This window comes from Mycobacterium intermedium, from assembly GCF_002086275.1.
Taxonomy (GTDB): domain Bacteria; phylum Actinomycetota; class Actinomycetes; order Mycobacteriales; family Mycobacteriaceae; genus Mycobacterium; species Mycobacterium intermedium.
Genome location: NZ_MVHT01000007.1, coordinates 48,792 through 72,330 on the forward strand (window position 1 = coordinate 48,792; position 23,539 = coordinate 72,330).

23 protein-coding genes are annotated in these 23,539 nt (G+C 64.7%); 6 read left to right on the forward strand and 17 right to left on the reverse strand.

All coding sequences use genetic code 11. The features are described 5' to 3' along the window. Positions 1–25 precede the first annotated feature (25 nt). Both BST27_RS04290 and BST27_RS04295 read right to left on the reverse strand, forming a co-directional pair. Positions 26–1,228 (reverse strand): acyl-CoA dehydrogenase family protein, encoded by a 1,203-nt coding sequence (locus BST27_RS04290; protein ID WP_069419127.1) that lies wholly within the window; start codon positions 1,226–1,228, stop codon positions 26–28. A 2-nt stretch (positions 1,229–1,230) separates the two neighbouring features. Then, positions 1,231–2,043: an enoyl-CoA hydratase-related protein gene (locus tag BST27_RS04295; protein WP_069419128.1), complete on the reverse strand. Its 813-nt coding sequence runs from the start codon at positions 2,041–2,043 to the stop codon at positions 1,231–1,233. 101 nt (positions 2,044–2,144) lie between these two features. Between BST27_RS04295 and BST27_RS04300 the strand changes: the two genes are divergently transcribed. Both BST27_RS04300 and BST27_RS04305 read left to right on the forward strand, forming a co-directional pair. Beyond that, on the forward strand, positions 2,145–3,341 hold the full coding sequence (locus BST27_RS04300) for a cytochrome P450 (RefSeq protein ID WP_069419208.1): 1,197 nt from the start codon (positions 2,145–2,147) through the stop codon (positions 3,339–3,341). 35 nt (positions 3,342–3,376) lie between these two features. Beyond that, complete coding sequence (locus tag BST27_RS04305) at positions 3,377–4,138, forward strand: enoyl-CoA hydratase/isomerase family protein (protein ID WP_069419209.1); 762 nt, start codon at positions 3,377–3,379, stop codon at positions 4,136–4,138. Between the two features lie 23 nt (positions 4,139–4,161). Here BST27_RS04305 and BST27_RS04310 read toward each other — a convergent pair whose 3' ends face one another. After that, the gene (locus BST27_RS04310; protein WP_069419129.1) at positions 4,162–5,019 is read right to left on the reverse strand and encodes a mycofactocin-coupled SDR family oxidoreductase; all 858 of its coding nucleotides are present in this window, start codon (positions 5,017–5,019) and stop codon (positions 4,162–4,164) included. Between the two features lie 106 nt (positions 5,020–5,125). On the opposite strand from BST27_RS04310, the gene BST27_RS04315 reads away from it, so the two are divergent. Further along, positions 5,126–5,698: a nuclear transport factor 2 family protein gene (locus BST27_RS04315; protein ID WP_232007267.1), complete on the forward strand. Its 573-nt coding sequence runs from the start codon at positions 5,126–5,128 to the stop codon at positions 5,696–5,698. Continuing rightward, a complete protein-coding gene (locus BST27_RS04320) occupies positions 5,695–6,627 on the forward strand; it encodes an SMP-30/gluconolactonase/LRE family protein (RefSeq protein ID WP_069419130.1) in 933 nt (310 codons plus the stop codon). The genes BST27_RS04315 and BST27_RS04320 overlap by 4 nt, the downstream gene beginning before the upstream one ends. Before the next feature lie 4 nt (positions 6,628–6,631). Here BST27_RS04320 and BST27_RS04325 read toward each other — a convergent pair whose 3' ends face one another. Continuing rightward, positions 6,632–7,927 (reverse strand): amidohydrolase family protein, encoded by a 1,296-nt coding sequence (locus BST27_RS04325; RefSeq protein WP_069419131.1) that lies wholly within the window; start codon positions 7,925–7,927, stop codon positions 6,632–6,634. 120 nt (positions 7,928–8,047) lie between these two features. Between BST27_RS04325 and BST27_RS04330 the strand changes: the two genes are divergently transcribed. Further along, on the forward strand, positions 8,048–8,260 hold the full coding sequence (locus BST27_RS04330) for a hypothetical protein (protein ID WP_069419132.1): 213 nt from the start codon (positions 8,048–8,050) through the stop codon (positions 8,258–8,260). 27 nt (positions 8,261–8,287) lie between these two features. Here BST27_RS04330 and BST27_RS04335 read toward each other — a convergent pair whose 3' ends face one another. From BST27_RS04335 to BST27_RS04360, 6 genes are read right to left on the reverse strand one after another with little or no spacing between them, the layout of a single operon-like run. Then, positions 8,288–9,427, reverse strand: a complete 1,140-nt coding sequence (locus tag BST27_RS04335; RefSeq protein ID WP_069419133.1) for an acyl-CoA dehydrogenase family protein — start codon at positions 9,425–9,427, stop codon at positions 8,288–8,290. A gap of 2 nt (positions 9,428–9,429) precedes the next feature. After that, the gene (locus BST27_RS04340; protein ID WP_069419134.1) at positions 9,430–10,473 is read right to left on the reverse strand and encodes an acyl-CoA dehydrogenase family protein; all 1,044 of its coding nucleotides are present in this window, start codon (positions 10,471–10,473) and stop codon (positions 9,430–9,432) included. 1 nt (position 10,474) lies between these two features. After that, positions 10,475–11,668 (reverse strand): cytochrome P450, encoded by a 1,194-nt coding sequence (locus tag BST27_RS04345; protein ID WP_079219595.1) that lies wholly within the window; start codon positions 11,666–11,668, stop codon positions 10,475–10,477. 52 nt (positions 11,669–11,720) lie between these two features. Further along, entirely contained in the window at positions 11,721–12,173 is a 453-nt protein-coding gene (locus BST27_RS04350) for a VOC family protein (RefSeq protein WP_069419135.1), read from the reverse strand. Beyond that, complete coding sequence (locus BST27_RS04355; RefSeq protein WP_069419136.1) at positions 12,170–13,384, reverse strand: CoA transferase; 1,215 nt, start codon at positions 13,382–13,384, stop codon at positions 12,170–12,172. The genes BST27_RS04350 and BST27_RS04355 overlap by 4 nt, the downstream gene beginning before the upstream one ends. Beyond that, complete coding sequence (locus BST27_RS04360; protein WP_069419212.1) at positions 13,381–14,616, reverse strand: CaiB/BaiF CoA transferase family protein; 1,236 nt, start codon at positions 14,614–14,616, stop codon at positions 13,381–13,383. The genes BST27_RS04355 and BST27_RS04360 overlap by 4 nt, the downstream gene beginning before the upstream one ends. Before the next feature lie 107 nt (positions 14,617–14,723). On the opposite strand from BST27_RS04360, the gene BST27_RS04365 reads away from it, so the two are divergent. Continuing rightward, positions 14,724–15,929: a cytochrome P450 gene (locus BST27_RS04365; RefSeq protein ID WP_069419137.1), complete on the forward strand. Its 1,206-nt coding sequence runs from the start codon at positions 14,724–14,726 to the stop codon at positions 15,927–15,929. Positions 15,930–15,986: 57 nt separating this feature from the next. Here the strand turns inward: BST27_RS04365 and BST27_RS04370 are convergent, their stop codons facing one another. The 7 genes from BST27_RS04370 to BST27_RS04400 are packed head-to-tail and all read right to left on the reverse strand — an operon-like array spanning position 15,987 to position 23,496. Next, on the reverse strand, positions 15,987–17,105 hold the full coding sequence (locus BST27_RS04370) for a thiolase family protein (protein WP_069419138.1): 1,119 nt from the start codon (positions 17,103–17,105) through the stop codon (positions 15,987–15,989). Beyond that, positions 17,102–17,344, reverse strand: coding sequence for a hypothetical protein (locus BST27_RS04375; RefSeq protein WP_232007269.1), 243 nt, complete (start codon positions 17,342–17,344; stop codon positions 17,102–17,104). The genes BST27_RS04370 and BST27_RS04375 overlap by 4 nt, the downstream gene beginning before the upstream one ends. Next, the gene (locus tag BST27_RS04380; protein WP_232007270.1) at positions 17,334–19,457 is read right to left on the reverse strand and encodes a CoA transferase; all 2,124 of its coding nucleotides are present in this window, start codon (positions 19,455–19,457) and stop codon (positions 17,334–17,336) included. The genes BST27_RS04375 and BST27_RS04380 overlap by 11 nt, the downstream gene beginning before the upstream one ends. After that, positions 19,454–20,536, reverse strand: a complete 1,083-nt coding sequence (locus BST27_RS04385; RefSeq protein ID WP_069419139.1) for an acyl-CoA dehydrogenase family protein — start codon at positions 20,534–20,536, stop codon at positions 19,454–19,456. Before BST27_RS04385 ends, BST27_RS04380 begins: the two co-directional genes overlap by 4 nt. Beyond that, positions 20,526–21,716: an acyl-CoA dehydrogenase family protein gene (locus tag BST27_RS04390; protein WP_069419140.1), complete on the reverse strand. Its 1,191-nt coding sequence runs from the start codon at positions 21,714–21,716 to the stop codon at positions 20,526–20,528. Before BST27_RS04390 ends, BST27_RS04385 begins: the two co-directional genes overlap by 11 nt. Continuing rightward, the gene (locus BST27_RS04395; protein ID WP_079219594.1) at positions 21,713–23,023 is read right to left on the reverse strand and encodes an amidohydrolase family protein; all 1,311 of its coding nucleotides are present in this window, start codon (positions 23,021–23,023) and stop codon (positions 21,713–21,715) included. Before BST27_RS04395 ends, BST27_RS04390 begins: the two co-directional genes overlap by 4 nt. Before the next feature lie 44 nt (positions 23,024–23,067). Then, positions 23,068–23,496 carry an SRPBCC family protein gene (locus BST27_RS04400; RefSeq protein WP_069419141.1) on the reverse strand — a complete coding sequence of 143 codons (429 nt, stop codon included), beginning with the start codon at positions 23,494–23,496 and terminating at the stop codon, positions 23,068–23,070. Positions 23,497–23,539 lie beyond the last annotated feature (43 nt).

Below are 23,539 nucleotides of genomic sequence, written 5' to 3' on the forward strand. Positions count from 1 at the left end.
GGGGGCCTCAGGGGCCTCAGGGGCCTCAGCGGGGCAGGCCCAAGCCGGACGTCGAGATCAAATCGCGCTGGATCTCGCTGGTCCCCCCACCGATCGAGTGCAGCAACGACAGCAACAGTCCCTCGGAGAAGTGGCCGTGGAGCAGGGCGTCCGGATCATCGGGCAGGAGTTCGCCTGCGGGACCGAGTATCTGGGCTCCGAGCGAGCGAAGTTCGGCGGTCAGTTCGGAGTGGTACAGCTTGGACAGGGACGGCAGGGCGGGATCCAGGGCGCCCGCGGCTTGCAGGGTCGCCACCCGATAGGACAGCGCGCGACCAACTTCGACACGTTCGAAGGCCCGGGCCAGTGCGATGCGGGTGTTCGGATCAGCGAGCGGATCGTGCGGCGCGCCTCGTTGCGCGTGACACCAGTCGATCAGTTCGTCGAGATAGCGCTGCGCCTGCGCGGCCCGGGTGATATTCGATCGCTCCACGTCCAGCAGCGCTTTGCCAACCGTCCAACCCTGTCCCTCGGCCCCAACGAGATTGGCAGCCGGTACCCGGACGCCGTCGAAAAACTCCTCGGCAAAAGTGGGATAGCCGGTCATCGACCTGATCGGCCGGCGGGTGATACCGGGAGTGTTCAGGTCGACCAAGAAGAAGGAGATGCCCGCCTGGCGCTTTTCGCCGACCGGCGTTGTGCGGGCCAGCACGAAAATCCAATCGGCGAGAACCCCGTTGCTGGTCCACGTCTTCTGCCCATCGAGGATGTAATGGTCGCCATCACGTCGGGCGGTCATACGCAGCGCCGCCAGATCCGATCCGGCCTCGGGTTCGGAATACCCTTGTGCCCACATACGTTCCGAGCGCGCGATGGCCGGCAGGTGTTCCGCCTTCTGTTCGGCCGTACCGTATCTGAACAATATGGGCGCCAGCATGTTCACGCCGTTGGTATTCACCAGCGGCGCCCCCGCATAGGCGAGTTCCTCGCGGATGACGACCTGTTCGACGACGCCTCGCCCGCCCCCGCCGTATTCGGCCGGCCAGTGCGGCACGAACCATCCTTGCGCGTGTAGTTCCCGGCAGAACGAGACGGCGCGTTCGTGCGCGTCGCGCGGTAGGTAGTCGGGATTGGCTGCGGTACGGCGGAATTCGTCGGGCAGGTTACGGGCAAGCCATTCCCGGACCGAAGCTCGCAGCGATTCGGTCTTCTCGTCCCCGCCAAAACGGATGATCGGCTTAAGGGGCATGCTCAGATCCGATCAGTGGGTTTCGAGCCCTTCTTCATCAGTTGTGCCAGGAATTGCTGGAACTCCGCGCTACCGGTCACCATTGCCTGCAGATCATTACTGGCCTGCTGATGGGTGCGGAAGCCCATGGTTTCCCAGGCCCGGATGACGCCGGACTTGACCGCTTGCAACGTGATCAGCGGGGCCTTGGCGATCTGCGCGGCCAATTCCTCGACGGTGCTTTCGAGTTCATCAGCGGGAACCACCCTGTTGACCAAACCAAACTCCAGCGCCTCGGCGGCGGTCAACCGCTGTGCGGTGTAGAGGTACTCCGCAGCACGTTTGTAGTTCATGAATACCCATGGCTCGAACATCGTTTCGGCGCCCGGCAGTCCGAATCCGGGAACCAGTGGCATCTGGAACCAGGCGTCCTCCGAGCACACGGTGATCTCGGGGATCAGCGCCCAGGTGGTGCCTCCGCCGATCGCGTAACCGTGCACCTGAGCGATCACCGGCTTGGGGAACTCCCAAAGCTTGAGGACCGGCCACAAAAACAACTGCGCGGCCGATCGCCAAATTTTCCCCGATGCTTCGAACTCGGCCTTGAACTCGGGGTAGGCGCCAGTGGGCACGTGACCCGAGCAGAAGCCCCTGCCGTTGGCCTTGATGATGACAACCTTGATGTTGTAGTCGTACTGCGCATCGTCTAAGGCGTGGTTGACGCTGTGGACCATTTCGGAGGTCTGGGCATTGGCGGCATCCGGATTGTTCAGAATGATCCGCGCGATGGGACCGTCTTTTTCGTAGACGACATGCTCGAGCTCTTGCGTTTCCACGTTATCTGTTCGTCCTCTCGACAGGGCGGGGAGCCCTTAGCACCACGATAGTGCAACTACACATATAATGTATTACTGTTCTTTGCGGAAGGGCGGTGCTGATGACCACGACGGACTTGCGTTGGGATCCTTTCGACCGTGCCCTGCATGTTGACCCGTACGCGGTGTGGAAACGATTGCGCGACGAAGCGCCGGTGTATCGCAACGAGGAATACAACTTCTACGCGTTGAGCAGGTTCTCCGACGTCCTGGAGGCGTCACTGGACACCGAGACCTTCTCCTCGCAGCACGGCATCACGTTGGACGCCATCACTGATGAACCCTGGCCATCGCCCAGAGCGATGATCATGATGGATCCCCCCGATCACACCGCGTTGCGAAAGATGGTCAACCGCACGTTCTTTCGGACCAAGATCGCAGAACTCGAGGAGCATATCCGCGGGCTGTGTCGCGGCTACCTGGACCCCTTCGTCGGGAGCGGCGGCTTCGACTACGTGCGCGATTTCTCGATGAAGTTGCCGGTGATGGTGATCAGCTCCCTACTAGGATTTCCCGAGGAGGATCACGACAACCTCCGGGAATGGTCGGATGCCCAGGTCCACCGCGATGACGGCTCGCCGCAGCTCAGCGAGGCGGGCCGGGAGGCCAACGTCAAGCTGTTCAGCTATTACACCGCCCAGATCCAGCAACGCCGGGGCAACCCGACCGACGATATCGTCGGCAATCTGATGGTTTCCGACCTGGTCCAGCCCGACCGCGAGACTCGTCGCCTGGACGACACCGAGTTGTTGATGTTCATCGCCATGATCAACGTCGCGGGTAACGAGACGGTGGCGCGGCTACTGGGCTGGGCGGCTCTGACGCTCTGGCGCAATCCAGAGCAGCGGGTCAAGCTGGTCGACAATCCCCAGTTGATCGGCAACGCCGTCGAGGAACTGCTTCGTTATGACGCGCCGTCGCCGGTACAAGGCCGTTACACCGAACGCGACGTCACCTTCCATGGTCAGCTCATACCCAAGGGCTCGCGGGTGGCGTTACTGACCGGGTCGGCCGGTCGCGACGAGCGCCAGTACGAGAACCCGGATGTTTTCGATGTTGAACGAACCGGAATCCGCCACATCAGCTTCGGCCACGGGTCACATTTCTGCCTGGGTGCCGCACTTGCGCGCCTGGAAGCCCGAGTGGCGCTGGAGGAGACGCTTGCGCGGTTTCCCACGTGGGACGTCGACGAAGATGCGGTGCGATATGTGCACACCAATTCGGTGCGCGGCCCGGCCAGCGTGCCCATCCGACTGTGATCACTCCCGATGTGGTCGTACGCACCGAGGATGGGGTGCGTTGGCTGATCCTCGACCGGCCAGACGTCGGCAACTCGGTCACGCGTGCCATGCAGCGCAGCCTGATCGAAAATCTCGCTGATGCCACCGAGAATCCCGACGTGCGGGCCGTGGTGCTCACCGGCACCGGAGACAAACACTTCTGTACTGGACCAAATTTGCGCGACCCTGGGATGCAACCGAGGAAAGACCGCATCGCCGGCGACGCGGCGCGCATCTTGCGTTCGGGTTCACAAGCGGTGGTCTCGGCACTGCTCGATTGCGAGAAGCCGGTGCTCTGCGCGCTCAATGGCGTCGCCGCCGGAATCGGCGCCAGTATGGCGCTGGCCTGCGACCTCATAGTTGCCACCGAAAGCGCCCGTCTGATGGCGCTTTTCACGCGCCGCGGTCTGGCGCCCGACGGCGGCGCCGCCTATCTGCTGGCCCGCAAGGTGCCCTTTAACGTCGCCAAACAACTGCTGTTTTTCGGCGAAACACTGACCGCGCCCGAAGCCTACCGAATCGGCCTGGTCAACAAAGTGGTGCCCGACGGCGATCTCCCTAGCGAGGCGACCGCCTGGGCACAACGCCTCGCGCAAGGACCGACGCGCGCTTTCGCTGCCGCCAAGGCGATGCTCAATCACGCACTGGACGTCGATCGTGATGCGGCCTTTCGAACCGAGGCGCTGCTCGTGGAACAGGTCGCCGCCACCGACGATGTTGCCGAAGGAATGGCAGCCTTTGTCGAACGACGCGACCCCGAATTCCGCGGCCGCTGACGGGCTTTTGACGAGTTCGGCTGTTAAATGCCCATTTTCAGGCCCGCGCCCGCGTCGATGAACAGCTGCTGACCGGTGACATAGCGGGATTCGTTGGAGGCCAGGTAGACCACCATGTGGGAGACGTCCTCGGGCTCTACCCACGGGACGGGCATGAGCTGCAGCAGCGGGAAGACGATTTCGGCGTCCTCTTTGCTCGGTTCAGGCAGGTCCGGACGAAATGTCCGGTACATCGCCGAGTTGTGCAACATCCCGGTGTTGACGTTGGTCGGGTGAACGGTGTTGATGCGAATCTGCTCGGGCGCCAATGTCAGGGCAAGCCCCTTGGTGTACTCCCCCAGCATCTTCTTGGCGAGCCCGTAGCCGGCGCCGCCGGGCCCCTGTGGCCCACCCCCAGTGGCCAGATCCTTTTGCGGGACAAGCCCCGCCACCGAACCGGTCACGATGATCGAGGCACCCGCCCGCAAGTGGTCGATGCTCGCGTGCACCGTATTCACGACACCGACAAAGTCGACGTCGAACGCGTCCGCGAATCCCCGCGACGGAACATTGTTGCCCAGTGGGCAAATTCCCGCGTTCGCCACGACAACGTGCAGGCCGCCCAACTCCGCGACAGCTTCGTCGATCGCCTTCTTCAACGAAACGCGATCACGTACATCGACGACAGCAGATATCGCCCTCCGACCTGACTTTTCGACGAGCTTGACGGTCTCGTCCAGATCCTCGCGGGTAGCCAGTGGATACTGATTGGTCTCGATGTCGGCGCAGATGTCCAGCGCGATGATGTCGGCGCCCTCATCCGCAAGGTGCACGGCGTGGCTTCGCCCCTGTCCTCGCGCCGCTCCCGTGATCACGGCCACCTTGCCGCTCAGACGCTGCATATGCTCCTCCATCTGCGGATGCGCAAACCCCGCGAACTCATTGGATGATAGAACACTCAGTGTTAATCTGTCACTTACGCCAGCTTACGTGATTCGAGGTCGCACCTTGCCAGAGGAAGGGGTGCTCGGCGCAGCAGCGGTGCGGGACATGTTGGCACGCGAGGAGATTCGCCAGCTTGCCTATCGCTACGCCGCCGCGATCGAGACCCGCGATGTTGAGGCGATGGCTGATCTGTTCGTTCCGCACGCCCGGTTCGGCGAGTACGGCGGGGGCCGTGACGGGCTGCGGTTGCTGATGACACGAAGCCTCGAGGAAAGTGTCTTCGCGGTCATTCTCGTCGCCAACCACCTCATCGAGCTCGACGGTGAGGACCGCGGACACGGGCAGGTCTGGGCACAGTGCTTCGCACAGACCCGCTCCGAGGGGTTCGTCGAACAACTCATCAGGTACGACGACCGCTACGAGAAGCATGCGGGGCGGTGGTGTTTCCTGCACCGCAGGCACCGCCTCTACTACGGTGCCCGCCGAGAGACATCGCCGCTGACGCAACGGGCCGCCGGGTGGCCAGCAAACCAAATCGGCGTGGGAGATCTGCCGCTGTCCGATCCACTTTTCCTCGCCTGGCACGACGCGACCAAAGTTGTTGCGCCGCCGCAGCACAACGAGCCATCGCGATGATCCGGTGCATATCCGAGGGCTTGGCTTTTCCCGAGAGCCCGATAGCCTACGGGGATGGCTCGGTCATCGTGTCGGAGATGGCGGCCGGCCGCATCACCCGGGTTCTCCCCGACGGGGCAACCGAGACTGTCGCCGTCACCGGAGGCGGACCAAACGGGGTCGGTAGGCTCCCCGACGGGCGACTGGTGGTGTGCCAGAACGGAGGATCGCGGTTCGGCCTCGGGCCGTGGCCGTATGAGTTCGAGGGGTGCGTGCGGCTTTACCGCCCGGTAGGTCCGCCCGATCACCCGGTACCGCCCGCATTGCAAATCGTCGCCCCAGATGGTCACGTCAGCACGCTGGTCACAGAATTCACCACGCGCTCGGGGAAGGTGCTGCCGCTGGTGCGACCCAGCGATATCTGTATTGACGGCCAAGGCGGCTTCTATGTGACCGACGGCGGAACCACGCGAGGCCGCATGCGCAGCATGACCGGGCTGCTTTACGGCACCGTCGAGGATGGCCTGCGCGAAATCGTCTATCCGCTGGAAATGCCCAACGGCGTGGCGCTTTCGGCCGACGGCGCGGTGCTGTATGTGGCGGAGACACGGACGCGACGCATCTGGGAGTTCGAACTCGAGCGTCCCGGAGTCGTTGCCGCGGCCCGCGGACTGACGACGGTGCCCAGTGGCGGCCCGCTCAACATCGGCGGGGCGGACGGAGTCTGCGTCGACGAAGCCGGTCGCGTCCTGGTCGCCACGCTCGGGACGGGCGGTGTCACGGTCTTCTCCCCCACCGGTGAGCTGTTGGGCTCCCTCCCGGCCGACGACCCCATGACAACCAACGTGACATTGAGCAGCGACGGAAAGACGTTGTTCATGACCCTCGCGTCGACGGGCCGTCTCATGGCAGTCGAGAATTGGTTGCAGGCAGCGGGTTTGGCCGGTTGACCCGTCAGGCTTTCTGAGCCTTCTGCTCCTCCATCTTGTTGATGAAGGCCTCAAAGCCTATCCCGCCGTGCGCTGCCATGATCTCGTCATAGTCGTACTCGGGCGGGTTGCCGCCGTTCGGACGCCAGCCGGAGTCTGCGGTACAGGACTTGAATCCCTCTTCTGGGAAGGCGTACCACCGACGGGCGTTCAGTTCGACGATCTTGGCGGCCTCCTCGTCGGGGACATCGGCCAGCATCTCCTCGGCGCGCGCACGGCTCTTCGGCCAGAACGAGTCGGAGTGCGGGTAATCGCATTCCCAGGTGATGTTGTCAATCCCGATCTGGTGGCGCATCCCCATCCCGACCTCGTCTTCGATGAAACATCCGGAGATGTTGCGGCGGAACAGTTCTGACGGCGCGACGGTCGGGTGGATGTTCTGATAGTACTTGTGTTTGCGCCAGACGTAGTCGGCGCGTTCGACGAGGTAGGGCATCCAGCCGACACCACCCTCGGAGAACGCGACCTTGAGGTTCGGATGCTTGTGAAACACGGGCGAGAAGATGAGCTCGGTGGCCGCCGCCATCGAGGTGGTGCCCATCAATGTGATCATCACCGCGAACGGCGCCTCGGGCGCGGTCTGGGGCGGGAATCCGCCACTGCCGAAATGCATTACCGCCGTCAGGTTGGTCTCCTCCAACGCCGACCACACCGGCTCCCAATAAGCGGTGTGGTAGCTGGGTAGTTTCAGGTTGGTCGGGTTGTCGGGCAGGCCGATCGCGCGCGCACCCTTGGCGGCCACCCGCTCGATCTCTGCGACGATGAGCGACGCATCCCACAGCGGCGTGATGGCCATCGGGATGAACCGGGCTGGGTCGGTGGCGCACCACTCGTCGAGCGAGAAGTCGTTCCACGCCTTGACGCTGAGCAGGGCCAGTTCCTTGTCCTCACCCTCGAGGAACACTGTGCCGCAGAACCGCGGAAATGACGGAAAGCACAACATGGCGTGCACACCGTCGATGTCCATGTCGGCCAGGCGCGCTTTGGGGTCGTAACATCCGGGGATCATGTCGGCGTAGCGAATCGGATCGACGCCGAACTCTTCTGGCGACCGGCCCGCAACGGCGTTCAACCCGATGTTCGGATACGTTCTGCCCTCGTAGACCCACTGCTGCATCGGCGGAGCGCCCTCCCGCGGGAAGTCGACAATGCGAGGGCCCTGGTCGAGATACTTCTTCGGGAGTCGGTCCCGCCACACATGGGGCGGTTCAATGAGGTGGTCGTCGACAGATAGAAGCTTCATCGATGGCTGCAGGGGCATCGTCGGCGTCCTCGACTCTCGTCTGTGCGGTACGGTACAACTAGACAACTTGTGCTCAATTGACTATACCGCTCGTGCTGGCCCGTCCTCAAACATGCAGGCGGGCGGTGAGGAGAGACGATGGATCCGCGCCGACGCATCCCCCACGACGACTGGGCCGACCAGGACCTGCTCACCAAGAGCGAAGCGGCAGAGCGGCTCGCGGCCGAGATCACCGAGGTCACCGCCAAGCTCAGCGGGCCCGATGCCGGGTCCGGCGCGGCAAGAGAGATGCTCGAGCGTCGACTGAATGGGCTCAAAGAGGCCCACAAGCACCTGACCGAGGGTACTTAGGGCGGGGATATTCGAGACACCGGCGGCTCAGCCGCGCGGCAGGCCGAGCACGCGCTGCGCGACGATGTTGCGTTGGATTTGTGCGGTCCCACCGTAGATGCTCGCCGAGCGCGACCACACGTAGACGTCCCACTCCAAACCCTCGGTGAGCAGCGGGGCGGCGCCGCGCAGATCCATCATGGTGTGGGCGAACAACTGGTCCGCGCGGGTCAGGAGCAGCTTGTCGATCGATCCCTCCGGCCCGGGAAGCTTTCCCTGCTGCCGCTCGGTGAGAGATCGCTGCACCTTGATCTGCAACGCGCGCAGCGCAACATATGACTCGCCGAGACGCGCCCGAACCGCGGGTGAGTCGTCCAGTCGGCCGGTGCGGATGTCGTCCTCCAACCGCCTCAGCTGAGTTGAGAGGCGACTGATCCAGTTGATGTCACTAGGTCCCCGCTCGTAAGCCAGCAGCTGGTTGGCGATGGTCCAGCCCTGGCCGCGTTCGCCGAGCAGGTTCTCGACCGGCACGTCTACGTCGTCGAAGGTGATCTGGGTGAATTCGCGGTTCCGGGCGGCGTTCACGATGGGCCGCACCTCGATGCCCGGTGTGGACATGGGAACCAGCAGCACCGAGATGCCGGCGTGCTTGGCCGCGTCAGCCTCGGTCCGGCACAGCAGGAAGCACCAGTCGGCAACGGCCCCGAAGCTGGTCCAGATCTTGCGTCCGTTGACACGGAACACTGGACGGCCGTCGACCTCGACCAACTCAGCCCGGGTCTTCAGACCGGCCAGGTCGGAGCCCGCCTCCGGTTCGGAGAACCCTTGACACCACCGCACGCGGCCGGACAGCAAGCCGGGTAATAGGTCGTCTCGCTGTCGGTCGTTCCCGAACAACCGCAATGCGTTGCTGAGGTGACCGACACCCTCGATGGGCGGGGCGCCCGCTCGGCCGAGTTCGTCGTTGAGGATCGCCTCGTAGATGGGCGCCTTGCCATGTCCCCCATACTCGACGGGGAAGGAAAGGCCTATATACCCCGCCTCGTAAAGCGTTTGATGCCAGGCATTCTGGGCGTCCGCACGGGCGGCGGGATCCGCTGGGATGGTGGCTTCGGCGGCATGTTCGGCGAGCCACTGCCGAAGTTCGGCGCGGAATTGCGCTTCTGGTGCGGTGTCGTTGAAGTCCATTGTTACGCCAGCTCCCGATTCGCCAGGCGCATCGCCCCAATGGCCTCGTAGTGGACCGTCTCGTCACCGAACAACCGCCGATCAAGCAGCGCGCGACGTAGCCGTAGATGTGACACGTGCTCCCAGGTGATAGCGATTCCGCCGAACACCTGAACCGATGTCTCCACCACCTCGCGCCCGGCCGCAGAGGCATATGCTTTGGCCGTCATCGCGGCCAGACGCGCCTCGTCGACCGGGAGGTGGTCGATGGCCCACGCGGCATGCCATAGGCAACTCCGGGCGCCCTCGATCTGCACCAGCGCGTCAGCGAGCAAGTGTCCAATGGCCTGGAACGAGCCGATTTTCACGCCGAACTGGGTGCGTTCGCCGGCGTAGTGCACCGCATCATCGAGCGCCCCTTGCATGACCCCGACAAGATCGGCGGCGATCGCCGTCAGTGCCAGCGACGTCACCCGCTGCCACCTCTCGTCGCTGATCGGCTTGCCGATGACGGTGCCGGTGTCTGCCAGATCCGCTGCTACGCTGCGGAACTCGCGGGTGAGATCCAAGGCATCCGACTTTGCCCCGCCCAAGGGCGCGCAGACCAGCCGGCGTTGCCCGTCCAGCCGGATCTGTATCAGCGCATGAGTGGCTCCCGCGGCGTCGAATGCCAGTGCCGCCTCCCCTGCGGTACCGAATTCGGTTAAGGCCGTGTTCAATACGGGCGTGACCCGCAGGCTGCCGCCGGCGACCAGGTCCAACTCGCGCTCAGCGTCGGCCGCCTCGAGCAGCTCGGCGGCCAGCACCGCTTGGCCGATCACCGGCACGACGCTGAGCGTGCGCGCGAGTTGCTCGATGACGATGACGGTTTCGACGCCACTTGCCTCAAGACCACAGTGCGAGGGCGAACGCAGCGTCGGCACCCCGAGTTCGACGACGTCGTGCCACTGGGCGGCGAGTGCCTCCGCGGAGGGCAGCTGCTCGGGACCTTCGACGCCAAGCGTCTTTGCAAGCCGGCCCGCGGTGTCCTGCAACAGTTGTTGCTCGTCGGTGAGGCAGATTTCCATGTCAGCGCAACGTCATCTCCACGCTGGTGTAGCCACGCACTGTCGCGGTCAACACCCGCTCGCAGGCCCCGATGGTGTAGTCCGGGAACTTTCTTGCAACATAGTCGAAGACGAGCTGCGCCTCGCGACGCGCCAGCCATTGCCCAAGGCAGATGTGGATGCCCCAACCGAAATACACGTCGGTGCCCCGGGGCCTGCCGATGACGAAACGGTCGGGATCCTGATAGCGGCGTTCATCCCGGTTGGCGCTGCCCAGCAGCAGCAACACCCAGTCACCGGCATTCATCGTCACGCCGTGGCGCTCGATGGGCCGCGTCAGGGTGCGCGCCACCCAATGACTGGGCGTGTCGTAGCGCAGTGCCTCATTGACCGCGATCGGAATGAGGCTGCGGTCCTTGACGATTCGTTGCCACTGATCCGGGTGCTCCGCAAGTGCCACCAAGCCGTTGGAGATCAACTTCTGTGTGGTCTCCGATCCGGCCGCCGACAGCAGATTGCAGAACATGAGCACCTCGTGCCCCGTCAGCGAACGCTCACCACCCGTTTCGGGGTCGTCGAAGGTGGCCCCCAAAACGATGCTGATCAGGTCGTCGCCCGGTTCGGTTCGCCGGCGGTCGATCAGGTCGCCGATGTATTGGCTGATCAGCCGGTTGGCTTCGATCGCTTTGGCCGGCATGGCGACTTCGCCTTCCTCGCGGGTGAGGAAGTCTTCCCACCAGACGCGAAGTTGCGCACGGTCGCCGTGCGGCACCCCGAGCAGGTCACCGATGACGTCGGTGGGAACCGAGAACGCGAAGGCCTCCATGGCGTCGACGGTGGTACCCGGGCGCAGCCGGTCCAAGTGTGTGGCGACAACCCTTTGTAGGGCCGCGTCCATCGCCGCGACGGCTTTGGGTGTGAAGAAGCCCTTGAGGACACCGCGGATACGGTCGTGGCGGGGGGGATCCATGGAGATCACCGAGTATTTGCGGCCGTCGTTGTCGGGGTTCTCCGGCGCCGGGCCCCGTTTGGACGAGAAGGTTTCCCAGTCGCGCAGCGCCTGCGAGACGTCGTCGAACCGGGACAGCACCCACCAACGGTCGTCGGGATCCCGGTACACGGGCGCCTCATCACGCAAGCGCCGATACACAGGGTACGGATCGTCGAAGACCGCCTTGGAGAACGGCGAATACATCAACTCCCTGGTTGCCCGCACGGTACCAACTCTATCAGTTGCATGAACAATCAAACATAATCTGACTAGTTGCTCAGTCCGCAGCCGCCGGACGACTCTCGATCAACTCGATCCAGGTTCCGTCGGGGTCGGTTGCCATGAGTCCGCGGCTCCCGCCCGCAAATGCCACCGTCCGATCGGCCCACGCCTTTCCCCCGTAACGTTCGATGAGCGAGACGAGTCCGTCGGGGTCGTCGACGCGAAACGACAGATGGGTGAATCCCAGCGCATTCAATTGCCGCGGTTGACCGTCTCCGTGCACCCCCGGCACCGGGTAGCCCAGCAACTCCAGCCGAAATCCGTCGCGCTGCAGGTAAACAAGATCCAGCACCAGACCCGGCACGCCCAGCAATGTCGCCGTCTCGGGATTGTCCACGCGCATGCGGCGAACTTCCTCGAAACCGAGTGCCGCACAATAGAAAACAGTCGACCTTTCGATGTCGGAAACACACAGCCCGATGTGGGTCAGCGCAAGGCGGGCGGTCATCGGCCGTCGCCCGATAGTTCGTCGAGCAGGTCATTGTGCTCGCCGAGCAGCGGTGGACGACTACGAGGACCGGCGGGCGTCGCACTGAAAACGTATGGCACACCCGGATATTCGAACGTTTCGCCCAGTTCCTCGTGGCGCACCGGAACCCGGAAACCCCGAGCGGCGATGTGCTCGTCCTCGAAGGCCTCGTCGGGCGACAGCACCGCACCGGCCGGAAATCCCCTGCGTTGGCTCTCCAAGAAGTACTCTTTGGCGGGCAACCGGGAGGCAATCAGCCTCATGGCATCCCGGGCCGCGGTCAGGATCGCGGTGGTCTCGTCATCTGCACCGATCAGAGCTATGTCCACCGGCGCTTCGCGCGACGCGGCCAGTTCTAGGAATACCGATTCGGGCAACTCGTCAATGAGCTCGAGATCGACCAGCCAGGCCAACAGGTCGGCGTATTCGCTGGGCTTTCTGGGCAGCACCCCCGTGGTGGCATAGGCACCGTCAGCGCAACGCACCTGGGTCGGCTGACTGGGGGTGAAGTAGGCGTGGCGCCCGGTCTGGCGTACACACGTCTCGTTGTTCACCAGCCAGTGGTAGGTGGTCTGTTCCGAGGTGACGTTGCACGCCGCATTCACGTTGACGTCGACAAGTTGACCTTCGCCGGTCTGGTCGCGGTGTGCGAGGGCAACCAAGGCGCCAATCGCGCAATACAGTCCGGCGATATTGGCCGATTGTTCGCCCGCGCCGCGGATCGGCGGTAGCGAGTGGTCGTCGTAGCCGCAGTTCCACACCGGCCCGCCCCCGGCGAGCATGGTGAGGTCAGTAACGGGGTGGTCGGCGCGGACGCTATCCAAGCCGAACGGGCTGACCGCCACCCAGATCAGCGCCGGATGGTTGGTCGCCGCCCTGATGTCTTTGACCGCGCCGGCCCCCGAGATCACCACGTCTGCCGTGGCGATCAGGCGCCGGAGCGCGTTCGTCCCCTCCCCCGAGCCGAATTCAACGGTCACCGAGCGCTTGCCCACATTGCCGCTCCACCAACGCAGGCTGGAGTCGGATCCGGAGCCGCCGCCGGCGAACGGCGGTCGCGCCCGGTCCGCAGCCCCACCAGGAGGTTCCACGACAACCACGTCGGCACCGAGCTCAGCGAGCAACCGGCCACCTACGGCGGTGAATTGGTCGCTGATCTCGACTACCCGTATCCCCTGCAGCGCGTTCAGATCACACCCTGTTTCGTCAGTTCTTCCAGCTCCCGATCACTGCGGCCGAGCAGGCCGCCCAGCACACGGCGATTGTGTTCACCAAGGCACGGCGCCGCGCGCTCAATACGCCACGGCGACGCGGAGAGTCGCAGCGGAATGCCCTCGACCCGCACCGTGCCGATCTCTGGGTGCTGCACCGCGGGGAAAAGTCCCCATTCGGCGAGGTCGGGATCCTCGTCGATCCGTTCCCGAGGAGATTTCACGACACTCGCGGGGACCCCGGCACCGACCAGCTCACTCGCCAAAGTCGCGGGCTCCCGGGTGCGGGTGCGCGCGGCGACCAGCCCGTCGAGTTCAGCACTGCACGTAAGCCGCTGTTCAAGGGTGGCGAAGCGGTCGGCGACCAGTTCGGGTTCATCCAAGACCTTGGCCAGTACGGCGACATCACTGTCGTCGCGGCAAGCTATGGCGATCCACCGGTCCTCGCCGAGGCACGGGTAGATCCCGTGCGGGGCCATTTCCCCGAAGGCCGCGTGGTTGCCGTTTGGCTGCCCCGCTCGGCGGCTCGACCGCTCGTTGACGGTCCAGTCGAGCACTTCGGTAGGCAGCATCGCGATACCGGCCGGCACCGTTGCCAAATCGACGTGCTGACCCTCGCCGGTGCGTTCCCGATGGTGCACGGCCGCCAGAATCGCAATGACCATGTAGTAGGCGGCGATGTGGTCCATGTAGGAGAAACCCCATCCGGCCGGCTCGCTGTCCGCCAGCCCGGAGGTGAAGGTCAGGCCGCTGAGTGCCTGCACAATCGGACCCCACGTCTTGAAATCTCGGTACGGGCCGGTGTGGCCGAACCCGCAGTTGGAGACGTAGATGATGTCGGGCTTGATCCGCCGCAGCTCGTCGTAGCCGAAACCCATCCGGGCGAGCACGCCGGCCGCGAAATTCTCACACACGATGTCTGACAGCGCGATCAGCTCGCGCAACAGTTGCTTACCAGGATCGACACGCAGATTGATGGTCACGCCGAGCTTGCCTACGTTGTGGTTGTTGAAGCCGGCGCCCAGGTTGACCCCCCTTCGCTCGTCGACGAATGGGCCGACACCGCGTAGTGCGTCCCACATCCCGCGAGTGACCGGGTCTTCGACGCGGATCACCTCGGCTCCGAAGGCAGCCAGGATCTTTGTGGCGCCCGCTCCGGCCAACTGGCCGCCCAGATCGCACACGCGCAGATGGGATAGACCGCGGGTCATCATGCAACAATAAGACATAATTTGTTCTGCTGCCAACGGTGCATCCCGCGGCAGAAGCGGCAGGGAGGCGCTCGCAGAGTGACAACAAATGTTCTATTGTTCAAAGAATGGTGACGATCGCAGCCGCCCGATTTGACGAACCGGCGTTCTACCTCGGCGACCCGAACGCGACGTTCGCGCAGTTGCGCGACACCGACCCCGTGCATTGGTATGACGAGGGCAAGTTCTGGGTGATCACCAAATACGATGATATCAAGGGGATTTCGGCTCGCCCGGAGAAGTTCAAGTCGGAGCGGATCGGCATCATGATGGATCTGATCGCCCACCGTGAGGGCCGAGACCCGCAGGGTTACGGCACTCGCGGCATCATGTTCATGGACCCCCCGGAACACCGCGCACACCGGAAGGCGATCGGGGTTCGGTTCACGCCATCCGCGGTGGCGAAGCTGGAAGCGCGGGTCCGCCAAGTCGTACACGACGTCCTCGACGATCTGCCGAACGGTGAGTTCGACTGGATTCAGCGAGTGGCCGAGCCCATTCCCGTCTATGTGTTCGCGTACCTGCTGGGGGTGCCCGAAGAGGACTGGCCAAAGGTCGCCGGGTGGGCGACCACGATCGCAAACGTCGGCAGCGGCGTCGCCAGCGATGAGGACTACACGTTCATCTTCGAACACATCGGCCCCTACCTCATGGGTTTGGTCGCCGAACGCAAGGAGCAACCGCGGGACGATCTGCTCACCATGCTGTCCACCGTCACCATCGACGGCGAGCCCTTCAACGACATGGAGGTGATGATCTACGCGCTGACGCTACTGGCGGCGGGCAGCGAGACGACACAAAGCCTGATAGCGGGACTGGCCGACTGCCTCGACGGTCATCCCGATCAGGCCGCAAAGTTGTTCGCCGAACCGAGTCTTAGCGGCAACGCGGTCGAGGAGGTCCTTCGATACTGGACACCGGTCATGAGCATGGCACGCCAGGCCGCCCAGGATGTGGAGCTGCGCGGCGTAACCATCAAAGAAGGCGACGGCGTGCTGCTCGCCTACGCCTCGGCGAATCGCGACCAGGACCATTGGGGACCTACCGCGGAGCGGTTCGAAATCACCCGCGAAGACGCCGCGAGCCATCTGGGATTCGGCGTCGGGGAGCACTTCTGCATGGGCGCCGCCCTTGCCCGGCGTGAAGCACGTTTACTGCTGGAAGAAGTCACCAAACGCGCCAAGGGAATCCACGTGGTCGGTGACCGCGTGCCGCGGGCATCCGCGCTGGTCCACACCCACGACCACTTGCCCGTCGTCCTGGACTACCGCTGAAGCCCTCACACACAACGTCGGCTTTCAGGTCGGCTTTCAGGTCGGCTTTCAGCCGTTTTAACCTTCCAACAAGGCAACCACGCAGGACCCTCCGCCGCCCATGGCCTGCGCCAGGCCGATCCGAGGATCCGCAACCTGGCGCGAATCAGCTTCTCCCCGAAGCTGGCTGACGACTTCGGCCACCTGGGCCAGACCGGTGGCGCCGAACGCGTGACCACGGGCCAGACACCCGCCGTCGGTGTTGGTGGGGAGCCGCCCACCACTGGCAAGTCCGCCTGAGACCGCCAGTTCGGCTGCTCCCTTGGCGTCGACGAGACCCAGCGCGATCAGGGCGGTGATCTCCTCGCTGGCGCACATGTCGTGCAGCGAGACGATACCGACATCGGCGGGCGCCTTTCCGGCTGCGGCGAAAGCCCGGTTGGCGGTGAGAGCTATTTGCGACGGCGGACCGACGCACGGACCGGACAACGGCCACTGCGGGTCATGCGGCCAACTGGTCTGTTCGATCGCGGCGACCGAAACCGACCGTGGGAAGGTGTTGGCGGTCACCACAATCGCCGCTCCGCCGTCGGCCGAGGCATGACACATCATCTTCGTCAGCGGCTCGGCGACCACGCGGGCCGACATGACCTGCTCGACGGTCACTTCGGCGTCGCTTCGTCGCGCGGCCAACGGATTGAGCCGAGCTTGGTTGTACGCCTTGGCCGCGACCGCGGCGATGACCTCCGGCTTCGAGTCCGTCTCGTACAGCCAGCGATTCGCCTCGATGGCGTAATGCAGTTGCGGCGGGAAGCGATCCCAGAATTCGACGGCGGCCGGCACGACGCCGCCCGGTTCCAGCGCGGTGGTCTTCTCGTATCCGATCGCCAGGGCGGTGTCGCAGCGGCCGGACGCCACCGCCCACACCGCGTGGCGCAATGCAACCATGCCGCCCGCGGAGGCACTCTCCGTTGCGGTCACCGGAATGGCGGTGCGGCCCAACCGATGGGCCACTTTCAGGGCGGTCTGCGGCGGCGCCATCGACGACGAGGTGAACACCTCACCCACGGCGTCATAGTCCAGCCCGGCGTCGGCGAGAGCCAGCTCCGCGGCCTCGACACCAAGGTCGGCCAAACGGGCCTCACTACGCTTGCCGAACGGTGTCACCCCGACGCCGGCGATGTGCGTGCCGGTCATGCCGGATTCTCGTGAAAGAGGAGGACTGTCTCGTCCGACAGGGACGTTCGGATGAGGCGACCCGTGGTACCGGGGGCCGGACGTGGCCCCGAAACCAACACTTGCAGCCGCTCACCGTCCGTGTCGACCCATGCGACGCTGTAGCCGTTCTCGCCGTAGCCGGGAATCGGCGACTTCGCCGGCACGAATGACGCCGACCACACGGTCGCCGTCAAACCATCGGATACGTCAACGGGCACTTGTCATCCTTTCCTGGTGCAGGTTCGTGCTTCCCAGCGCCGGTGGGGGCGCGAGCGGCACGGGGCCGCGGCCCACGAACCGCCACGGCAGGCCGACCAGCCGGGCGGTACCGATTTCAGGGTCTGGGTGGGCGATTTCGGGAAAGAATCCGCGTGCGGCCAGATGAGGATCGGCGACCAGGTCTTCGGCCCGCAGCACTGGCACGGCGCGGATGCCCTCCGTCGCCAATCGCGCGCTCGCTTCGCGCGCCGACATGGTGGCAATGACGGACGTCAAATAACTTTGCGTTGCAGCATGATCCGCCGCATGTGTCCGGTCGTCCGACCCGCTGAGTTCAACCGCGACCCAGCGCCCGTCGACGGCTCGGTAGATCCCCCGGTGTGGTGGGGTCGCATTGTCGACCACCGATTGTTCGGTGGCCGACGCCGCACTGACGAATTCCGCCACGGTGGATGCGACGACCTCTGCCATCGACAGATCGATAATCGCGCCGGTGTTACGCCCCGGACCCAAGGCCCAAGCGGCGATCACGGTTGCCGCCACCACGGAAGACAGCGGATCGGCGATGACCGTGCCCAGTTTCGCCGGGGTGCCGTCGGCGCTCAGGGTCAGTCCCGCCAGTCCGCCGTACGCCTGAACGTTGTTGGCGTACACCCGATACCCGGCCATCGGTCCCGTCGAACCAAAGCCGGAGACCCGCATCACCAACTTGCCCGAGTCCGCGAGCGCCACGGGGTTCACGTCCAACCGAGTCAGTCGAGAGGTACCGACGTTCTCGATGAGTACGTCGGCATCTTTCAGCGCTGCGGCGACATCCTGGGTGGCCCGACTCGGCTCGATCAACCTGCTCTGTTTGGAGTGGTTGGAAACCGAGAAGTAGGCACCGCGCTCGATTCCCGGCTTCCCGTGGGCGAAGGGGCCGGTACGGCGGTAGATATCGAGACGGTCAGGGTCTTCCAGGCGCACCACCGGCGCCCCCATTGCACCCAGGAGTGCCCCGACGATGGGTCCGGCGAGCACGTGGGTCAGCTCGACGATCCGCACGTCGCTGAGCCGGGACGCGCGGTCGCCAACACCGGGACCACCGAGTTGCGTCAACCACGGTGCCTCGAGGACGGACAACGGGACACCGCCGAGCCGAGCCGCCGAAACCGCAGCGCGGGCGGCGAATTGGGGTGATGTCAGAATCTCCTCGGGTGTGTTCACCGGGGTCGACGGCACGCCATGGGCCTGCAGCAGGGCGGCGCATCCCTCTTTGGCCTGAGTTGCCGCCCAGGCGGCGACGTGCTGGTTGATCAGGTCCGCGTGATCGATGCGGGCGGATCGTTCGTCAAGGCCGGCGGCCCACGCAGGATGATTCAGGGCGCCCAGCAGTCCTTTCCACTGGTGGTTCTCCACCGCGGTGATCCGCACCATCCCGTCGCGGCACTCGAACAGCCCCGACGGTGCGAGATAACGACCGCTGCCCGCCCGCCCGGGGCATGAGTACAGCACGTGGGCACACTCCGGCAGAGCGGCGGTGAACGCCACGGCTTCCTGCACCGACACGTCCACCAGGACCGATGCCTTGGTGCTGTTGCGTTGATCGAGACCGTGCAGTGCCGCCAGGGCGGTCACCGCGCCCGCGGCCTTGGACGCGACGTAGCCGGGTGCTGGCACGGGCGTGCCGTCAGACCCTTCGATGGTGGCGAGCATCCCGCCGGTGGCCTGGGCAACCAACTCGCCACCCGATTCGGCGCACCGTGGTCCATCGAGACCGAACGGACTGACGACGACCACCACGGCGTCGTGGGCTTCCGGCGGCGTCAAGGCGGTGCCGCGGTCGACGATCACGATGTCATAAATGTCATAGTCACTCGCCAAAGCGCTTGCATCCGTTGACGGTCCGAGGATGCGTTTGGAACGGTCGAGCGTCAGGTCCACTGCCGCAACCGGCCCGGTCTCGGTCTTGATGATCGGCCCGACGCGGCTGGGTGTGTCGTGGTGAGATGCCTTGGTGACCTCGGCTCCCAGGCTGGCCAACAGCGCCGCCGCCGTGGATCCGGCGATCCCGTCGCCGATTTCGAGGACCCTGATTCCCGTCAGAAAGGAGTCGCGAGCGCCGGTGTTCATTCACGCTCCCCGTTCTGGGCGACGGGATGGCGGCTGCTGAGCCAGCGGGTCACGGCGTCCCGGTGCTGGGCTCGGGCGCCCAGTGCGGCCACGGCGCTCGCCGCACGGCGAAGGTGAACGTGAGCTTCGTGCTCCCACGTGTAGGCAATGCCGCCGAATACCTGGGTGGCGCCTTCAGGTACCGCGCGCAGCGCATCGATGCCCCAAAATGCGGCAAGCGATGTCAATGCCGGTGCATCGGGATGCCCTTGCTCGCACGCGTCCGCGGCACGGTTGACCAGAGCCCGTCCGATCTCGATTGCGCACCGCTGGTCGACAAGGCGGTGCTTGATGGCTTGATAGGCGCCGATCGGATGACCGAATGCGATGCGCTGCTTGGCGTACTCGGTTGCGGCGTCGTTGGCGGCCGACGCGATGCCGACGAGTTCGGCCAGTTGCGCGACCTGCGCGCGCAAGATCGCGTCGCGAAAACGTCGACCGGCGCCTTCGCCCTCATCGAGGGCACGAATTGGCACTGCCCGCAACTCAATTCGTGCGGCCGGATTATGATCCAATGGCGTCACCGGTTGGCGCACCACGCCTGTGGCGGTCGGATCAACCACCCCCAGAACGGTTTGATCGCCCGCGCCCGCGCAGACCAACAACCTGGTCGCGACCGCAGCAAACGGCACCACTGGCCATACCCCCGAGACGCGGTCACCAGTGCGCTCACCGCGCCCGGGCAGCAGCAGGCTGATTCCGTCGCCGCTGCGGTCCTCACACCAGTTCGCCGCGGCCGTTGCGGGCAATGGAACCGGGGCCGCCACGGCGCCGGCTAGTTCGGCGAGCACACAAAGTTCGCGTACACCCCCTCCTCCCCCGCCATTCGCCTCGCTCACCAGGACATCGGGCCAGCCCAACCCGGTTATGGTTTGCCACAGCCCGGCGTCGAAGGCCGGACTCGGTCCGTCGAGCAAACCGCGGAAAGCGGCCGGTGACCACGCCCGCCGTAGGATCTCGCCGGCCGACTGCCGTAGTTCAGCCAGTTCTGCTGCGGTGTCGGCGATCTCAGTCAGTAGCCGCATGTCATTACGGGTCACGGGGCAGCCCCAGCAGTTTCTCGGCGATGACGTTGCGCTGGATCTCTGAGGTGCCCGCCCCAAAGGTCGCGGCCCGCATCAGCAGGTAGCTCTTCGCGACATTGCCGTTCTTGGCCGCGCCCGGTGAGCCGCGCTCCAGCGTTCCGGCGGGCCCGGCGAGGTCCAACCCGAAGTTGGCCATCGCCTGGTCGACCTCCGACGTCAACAGCTTGGCCACCGACGCCTCCGGTCCGGGGCTGACTCCACGAACCCCGGCGGCGGTCGCTTGCGCCGCGATCTGCCGCAGCGCCTCGACCTGGGCCGCGAAGCCTACGATCCGGTCCGCGACATAGCTGTCACCAAAGCCGTTGGTTGTCAGCGCATTAGGTTCCTGCGCCAGGCGGGCCAGGATCGCAAGTCGCCGCTCGATGCGGTGGGTGCGACTCTGGCCGACGCGCTCATAACCCAGAGTGGACTTCGCGACGGTCCAACCGCCGTGCAGCGGTCCGAGCACATGCGTGAGCGGCACCCGCACCGCATCGAAGAACACCTCGTTGAATTCGGCGGCGCCGGTTATCTGGCGGATCGGGCGCACCTCGATGCCCGGTGTCCGAAGTGGCACCAGTAGATAGCTGATCCCGGCGTGTTTGTCCGCAGCCGGGTCGGTGCGGGCCAGAATGTAGATCCAGTCCGCGTACTGGGCTTTCGAGGTCCAGATCTTCTGACCGGTGATCACCAGGTCGTCACCGTCGATTTCGGCCCGCGTTTTCAGCGCGGCCAGGTCGCTGCCCGCTTCGGGTTCACTGAACCCCTGGCACCACACCTCTTCTCCGGACAGGATTTTCGGAAGATAGCGCGCACGCTGCTCATCGGTGCCCCACTGGATGATGGTGGGTCCCAGTTGGTTGATGGCACTGCGGTTGATGGGCTCGGGCGCCCGCGCAGTCGCCATCTCGGCGTTGAAGATCAACTGCTGCAGCGGAGTTGCCGCGCGGCCGCCGAATTGCACGGGCCACGAGATGGCAGCCAGACCCGCGTTGTGTAGTTGTCCCTGCCACCATCGCATCCGTGCGAGAGGGCTCTTGTCGTCGCCGGCAGCGCCGACGCCAGAAGCCAATGTCGATGCCAGGAAGGCGCGGACCTCGTCGCGGAACTCGCGGTCGGCGTCGCCGAGGACGGCATCGTAATCCGGTTCGGTCACGCCCCACCACGAAGGATCGAGGCCATCCGCACCTTCATGTCTCCGTAGGTGATCGCGGTGGCACCCGCTTTCGGCGCGCGTCCCGCAGCTACTTTTGGTGCGGACAGATCCAGGCCAGTATTCTTCTCCCGCAACGCCGAAACGGTGCAGTTCGCTCTGCCGAGGCGCTCTACCCCGGTGTAGCCGAACTCGCGAGCGGCGTTCTTCCACGTGATGGCTTCGACCTCGTCGAAGGTGCAGCCCTCCAGCTGGGCAGCGAGTTGCTCGGGCGCGTCGGGCCAGCTGCTGTCGGAGTGCGGATAGTCCATTTCCCAGCAGATGGTTTCTATCCCGATGCGTTCGCGCATCTCGATGCCCACCCGGTCGCGGATGAAGCACGACAGGAAGTTGCGGCGGTACACGTCGGTGGGGCTCAATCCGTCTCCGAGATCGTCACCGGTCCATGCTCGCTGCCGGGAGTAAATGTCCTCGAATCGCTCCAGCAGAAACGGAATCCAGCCGATGCCTCCCTCGGAGAGCGAGAACTTGATCGTGGGGAACTTTGTGAGTACCGGGGAGAACAGCAGATCAGCGGTGAACCGCTGGGTGTCGATCGGCATCATCGAGTTGTAAGCGAGGTAGGTGGTCTGGTCCGACGGCACGGGCAACCCACCGCCGGTGCCGATGTGGATGTTCACCACCGCGTTCTCTTCGCACAGCGCCTCCCACAGCGGATCCCAGTGCGGGTCCTGCCAGGGCGGCTGACCGTAATTGGCGATGTGCTGCGGTGCCGTCACCGCACGACAGCCCAATCCGGCCAGCCGGTGGACCTCGGCGGCGGCGAGCGCCGGATCCCAAAGCGGCAGAATGCCCATCGGGATGAATCGGTCGGGATGACGCCCACACCAGTCCTCAATGTGCCAGTCGTTGTAGGCGCGCACCATCACCGCCGAAACCTCACGGTCGCCCCGGTAGGTGAACAGCGCTCCCGAAATGGTCGGAAACGACGGAAAGCACACCGACGCCAGCACACCGGCAGCGTTCATGTCGGCGACCCGCGCGTCGACGTCATAGCATCCTGACCGCATATCGGTGAAACGCGACGGCTCGAAGCCCCACTCATCGTTGGGCCGGCCTGCGACGGCGTTGAGTCCGATATTGGGTAGCTGCAGGCCGTCGTAAACCCAAAAGCACACGCCATCTGCGTCCTCGACAATGCGCGGAGCGTCGTCGGCATAGCGGTTCGGCACTCGTCCCGCGAACATGTCGGGTGGCTCGATGGTGTGGTCGTCCACGCTGATCAGCACCAAATCGAGAGGATCAATCACCCGTACATCCTAAACTTCTAAACAGAATCTGTCTAAGTGTTCAGTCATGTCGCATGCGCATTGGCATAGTCCGCGATCCAGTCGGCCATGAGTCCGTAAATCGCCTCGATCGCGTCGCGGGCGGCCGTGTCGTCGCCGGTCGGTTCGTAGTCAACCTCCCAGACGACGGTCGATTCTGCTGCGCCATCCGAGGCGTCGGAGACGCGAGCCACGGACACGAAACGGCTGACCGGCATTGGATTGTTGGCGATCTCGTAGGACAGGGCGCGTTCTTCCGGCTTGATCCAGATAAGCGTCTCGATCACCGGGTCCCCACCGCTGGTGCCGATGAGCCGCCGCATGCCCGGACCGTCGCCCTCGACGCGAACGTCGCTGACCCCCGGGATCCAGTCGACGTTGCCGAAATCGGCAAGAGTCGCCCACACCGCTTTTGGTGGCGCCGCGAGCCGCTTGCTGACAGTAATCGTTGGCATTCGCCGACCGTATCACCACGATGTGACAATTAGTCGACTAGTG

What these genes read in the sequence shown, in the direction of transcription:
- BST27_RS04290 (WP_069419127.1), bottom strand. Translation starts at nt 1,228, where the DNA reads ATGCCCCTTAAGCCGATCATCCGTTTTGGCGGGGACGAGAAGACCGAA.
- BST27_RS04300 (WP_069419208.1), top strand. Translation starts at nt 2,145, where the DNA reads ATGACCACGACGGACTTGCGTTGGGATCCTTTCGACCGTGCCCTGCAT.
- BST27_RS04310 (WP_069419129.1), bottom strand. Translation starts at nt 5,019, where the DNA reads ATGCAGCGTCTGAGCGGCAAGGTGGCCGTGATCACGGGAGCGGCGCGA.
- BST27_RS04320 (WP_069419130.1), top strand. Translation starts at nt 5,695, where the DNA reads ATGATCCGGTGCATATCCGAGGGCTTGGCTTTTCCCGAGAGCCCGATA.
- BST27_RS04325 (WP_069419131.1), bottom strand. Translation starts at nt 7,927, where the DNA reads ATGCCCCTGCAGCCATCGATGAAGCTTCTATCTGTCGACGACCACCTC.
- BST27_RS04330 (WP_069419132.1), top strand. Translation starts at nt 8,048, where the DNA reads ATGGATCCGCGCCGACGCATCCCCCACGACGACTGGGCCGACCAGGAC.
- BST27_RS04335 (WP_069419133.1), bottom strand. Translation starts at nt 9,427, where the DNA reads ATGGACTTCAACGACACCGCACCAGAAGCGCAATTCCGCGCCGAACTT.
- BST27_RS04340 (WP_069419134.1), bottom strand. Translation starts at nt 10,473, where the DNA reads ATGGAAATCTGCCTCACCGACGAGCAACAACTGTTGCAGGACACCGCG.
- BST27_RS04350 (WP_069419135.1), bottom strand. Translation starts at nt 12,173, where the DNA reads ATGACCGCCCGCCTTGCGCTGACCCACATCGGGCTGTGTGTTTCCGAC.
- BST27_RS04360 (WP_069419212.1), bottom strand. Translation starts at nt 14,616, where the DNA reads ATGACCCGCGGTCTATCCCATCTGCGCGTGTGCGATCTGGGCGGCCAG.
- BST27_RS04365 (WP_069419137.1), top strand. Translation starts at nt 14,724, where the DNA reads ATGGTGACGATCGCAGCCGCCCGATTTGACGAACCGGCGTTCTACCTC.
- BST27_RS04370 (WP_069419138.1), bottom strand. Translation starts at nt 17,105, where the DNA reads ATGACCGGCACGCACATCGCCGGCGTCGGGGTGACACCGTTCGGCAAG.
- BST27_RS04380 (WP_232007270.1), bottom strand. Translation starts at nt 19,457, where the DNA reads ATGAACACCGGCGCTCGCGACTCCTTTCTGACGGGAATCAGGGTCCTC.
- BST27_RS04400 (WP_069419141.1), bottom strand. Translation starts at nt 23,496, where the DNA reads ATGCCAACGATTACTGTCAGCAAGCGGCTCGCGGCGCCACCAAAAGCG.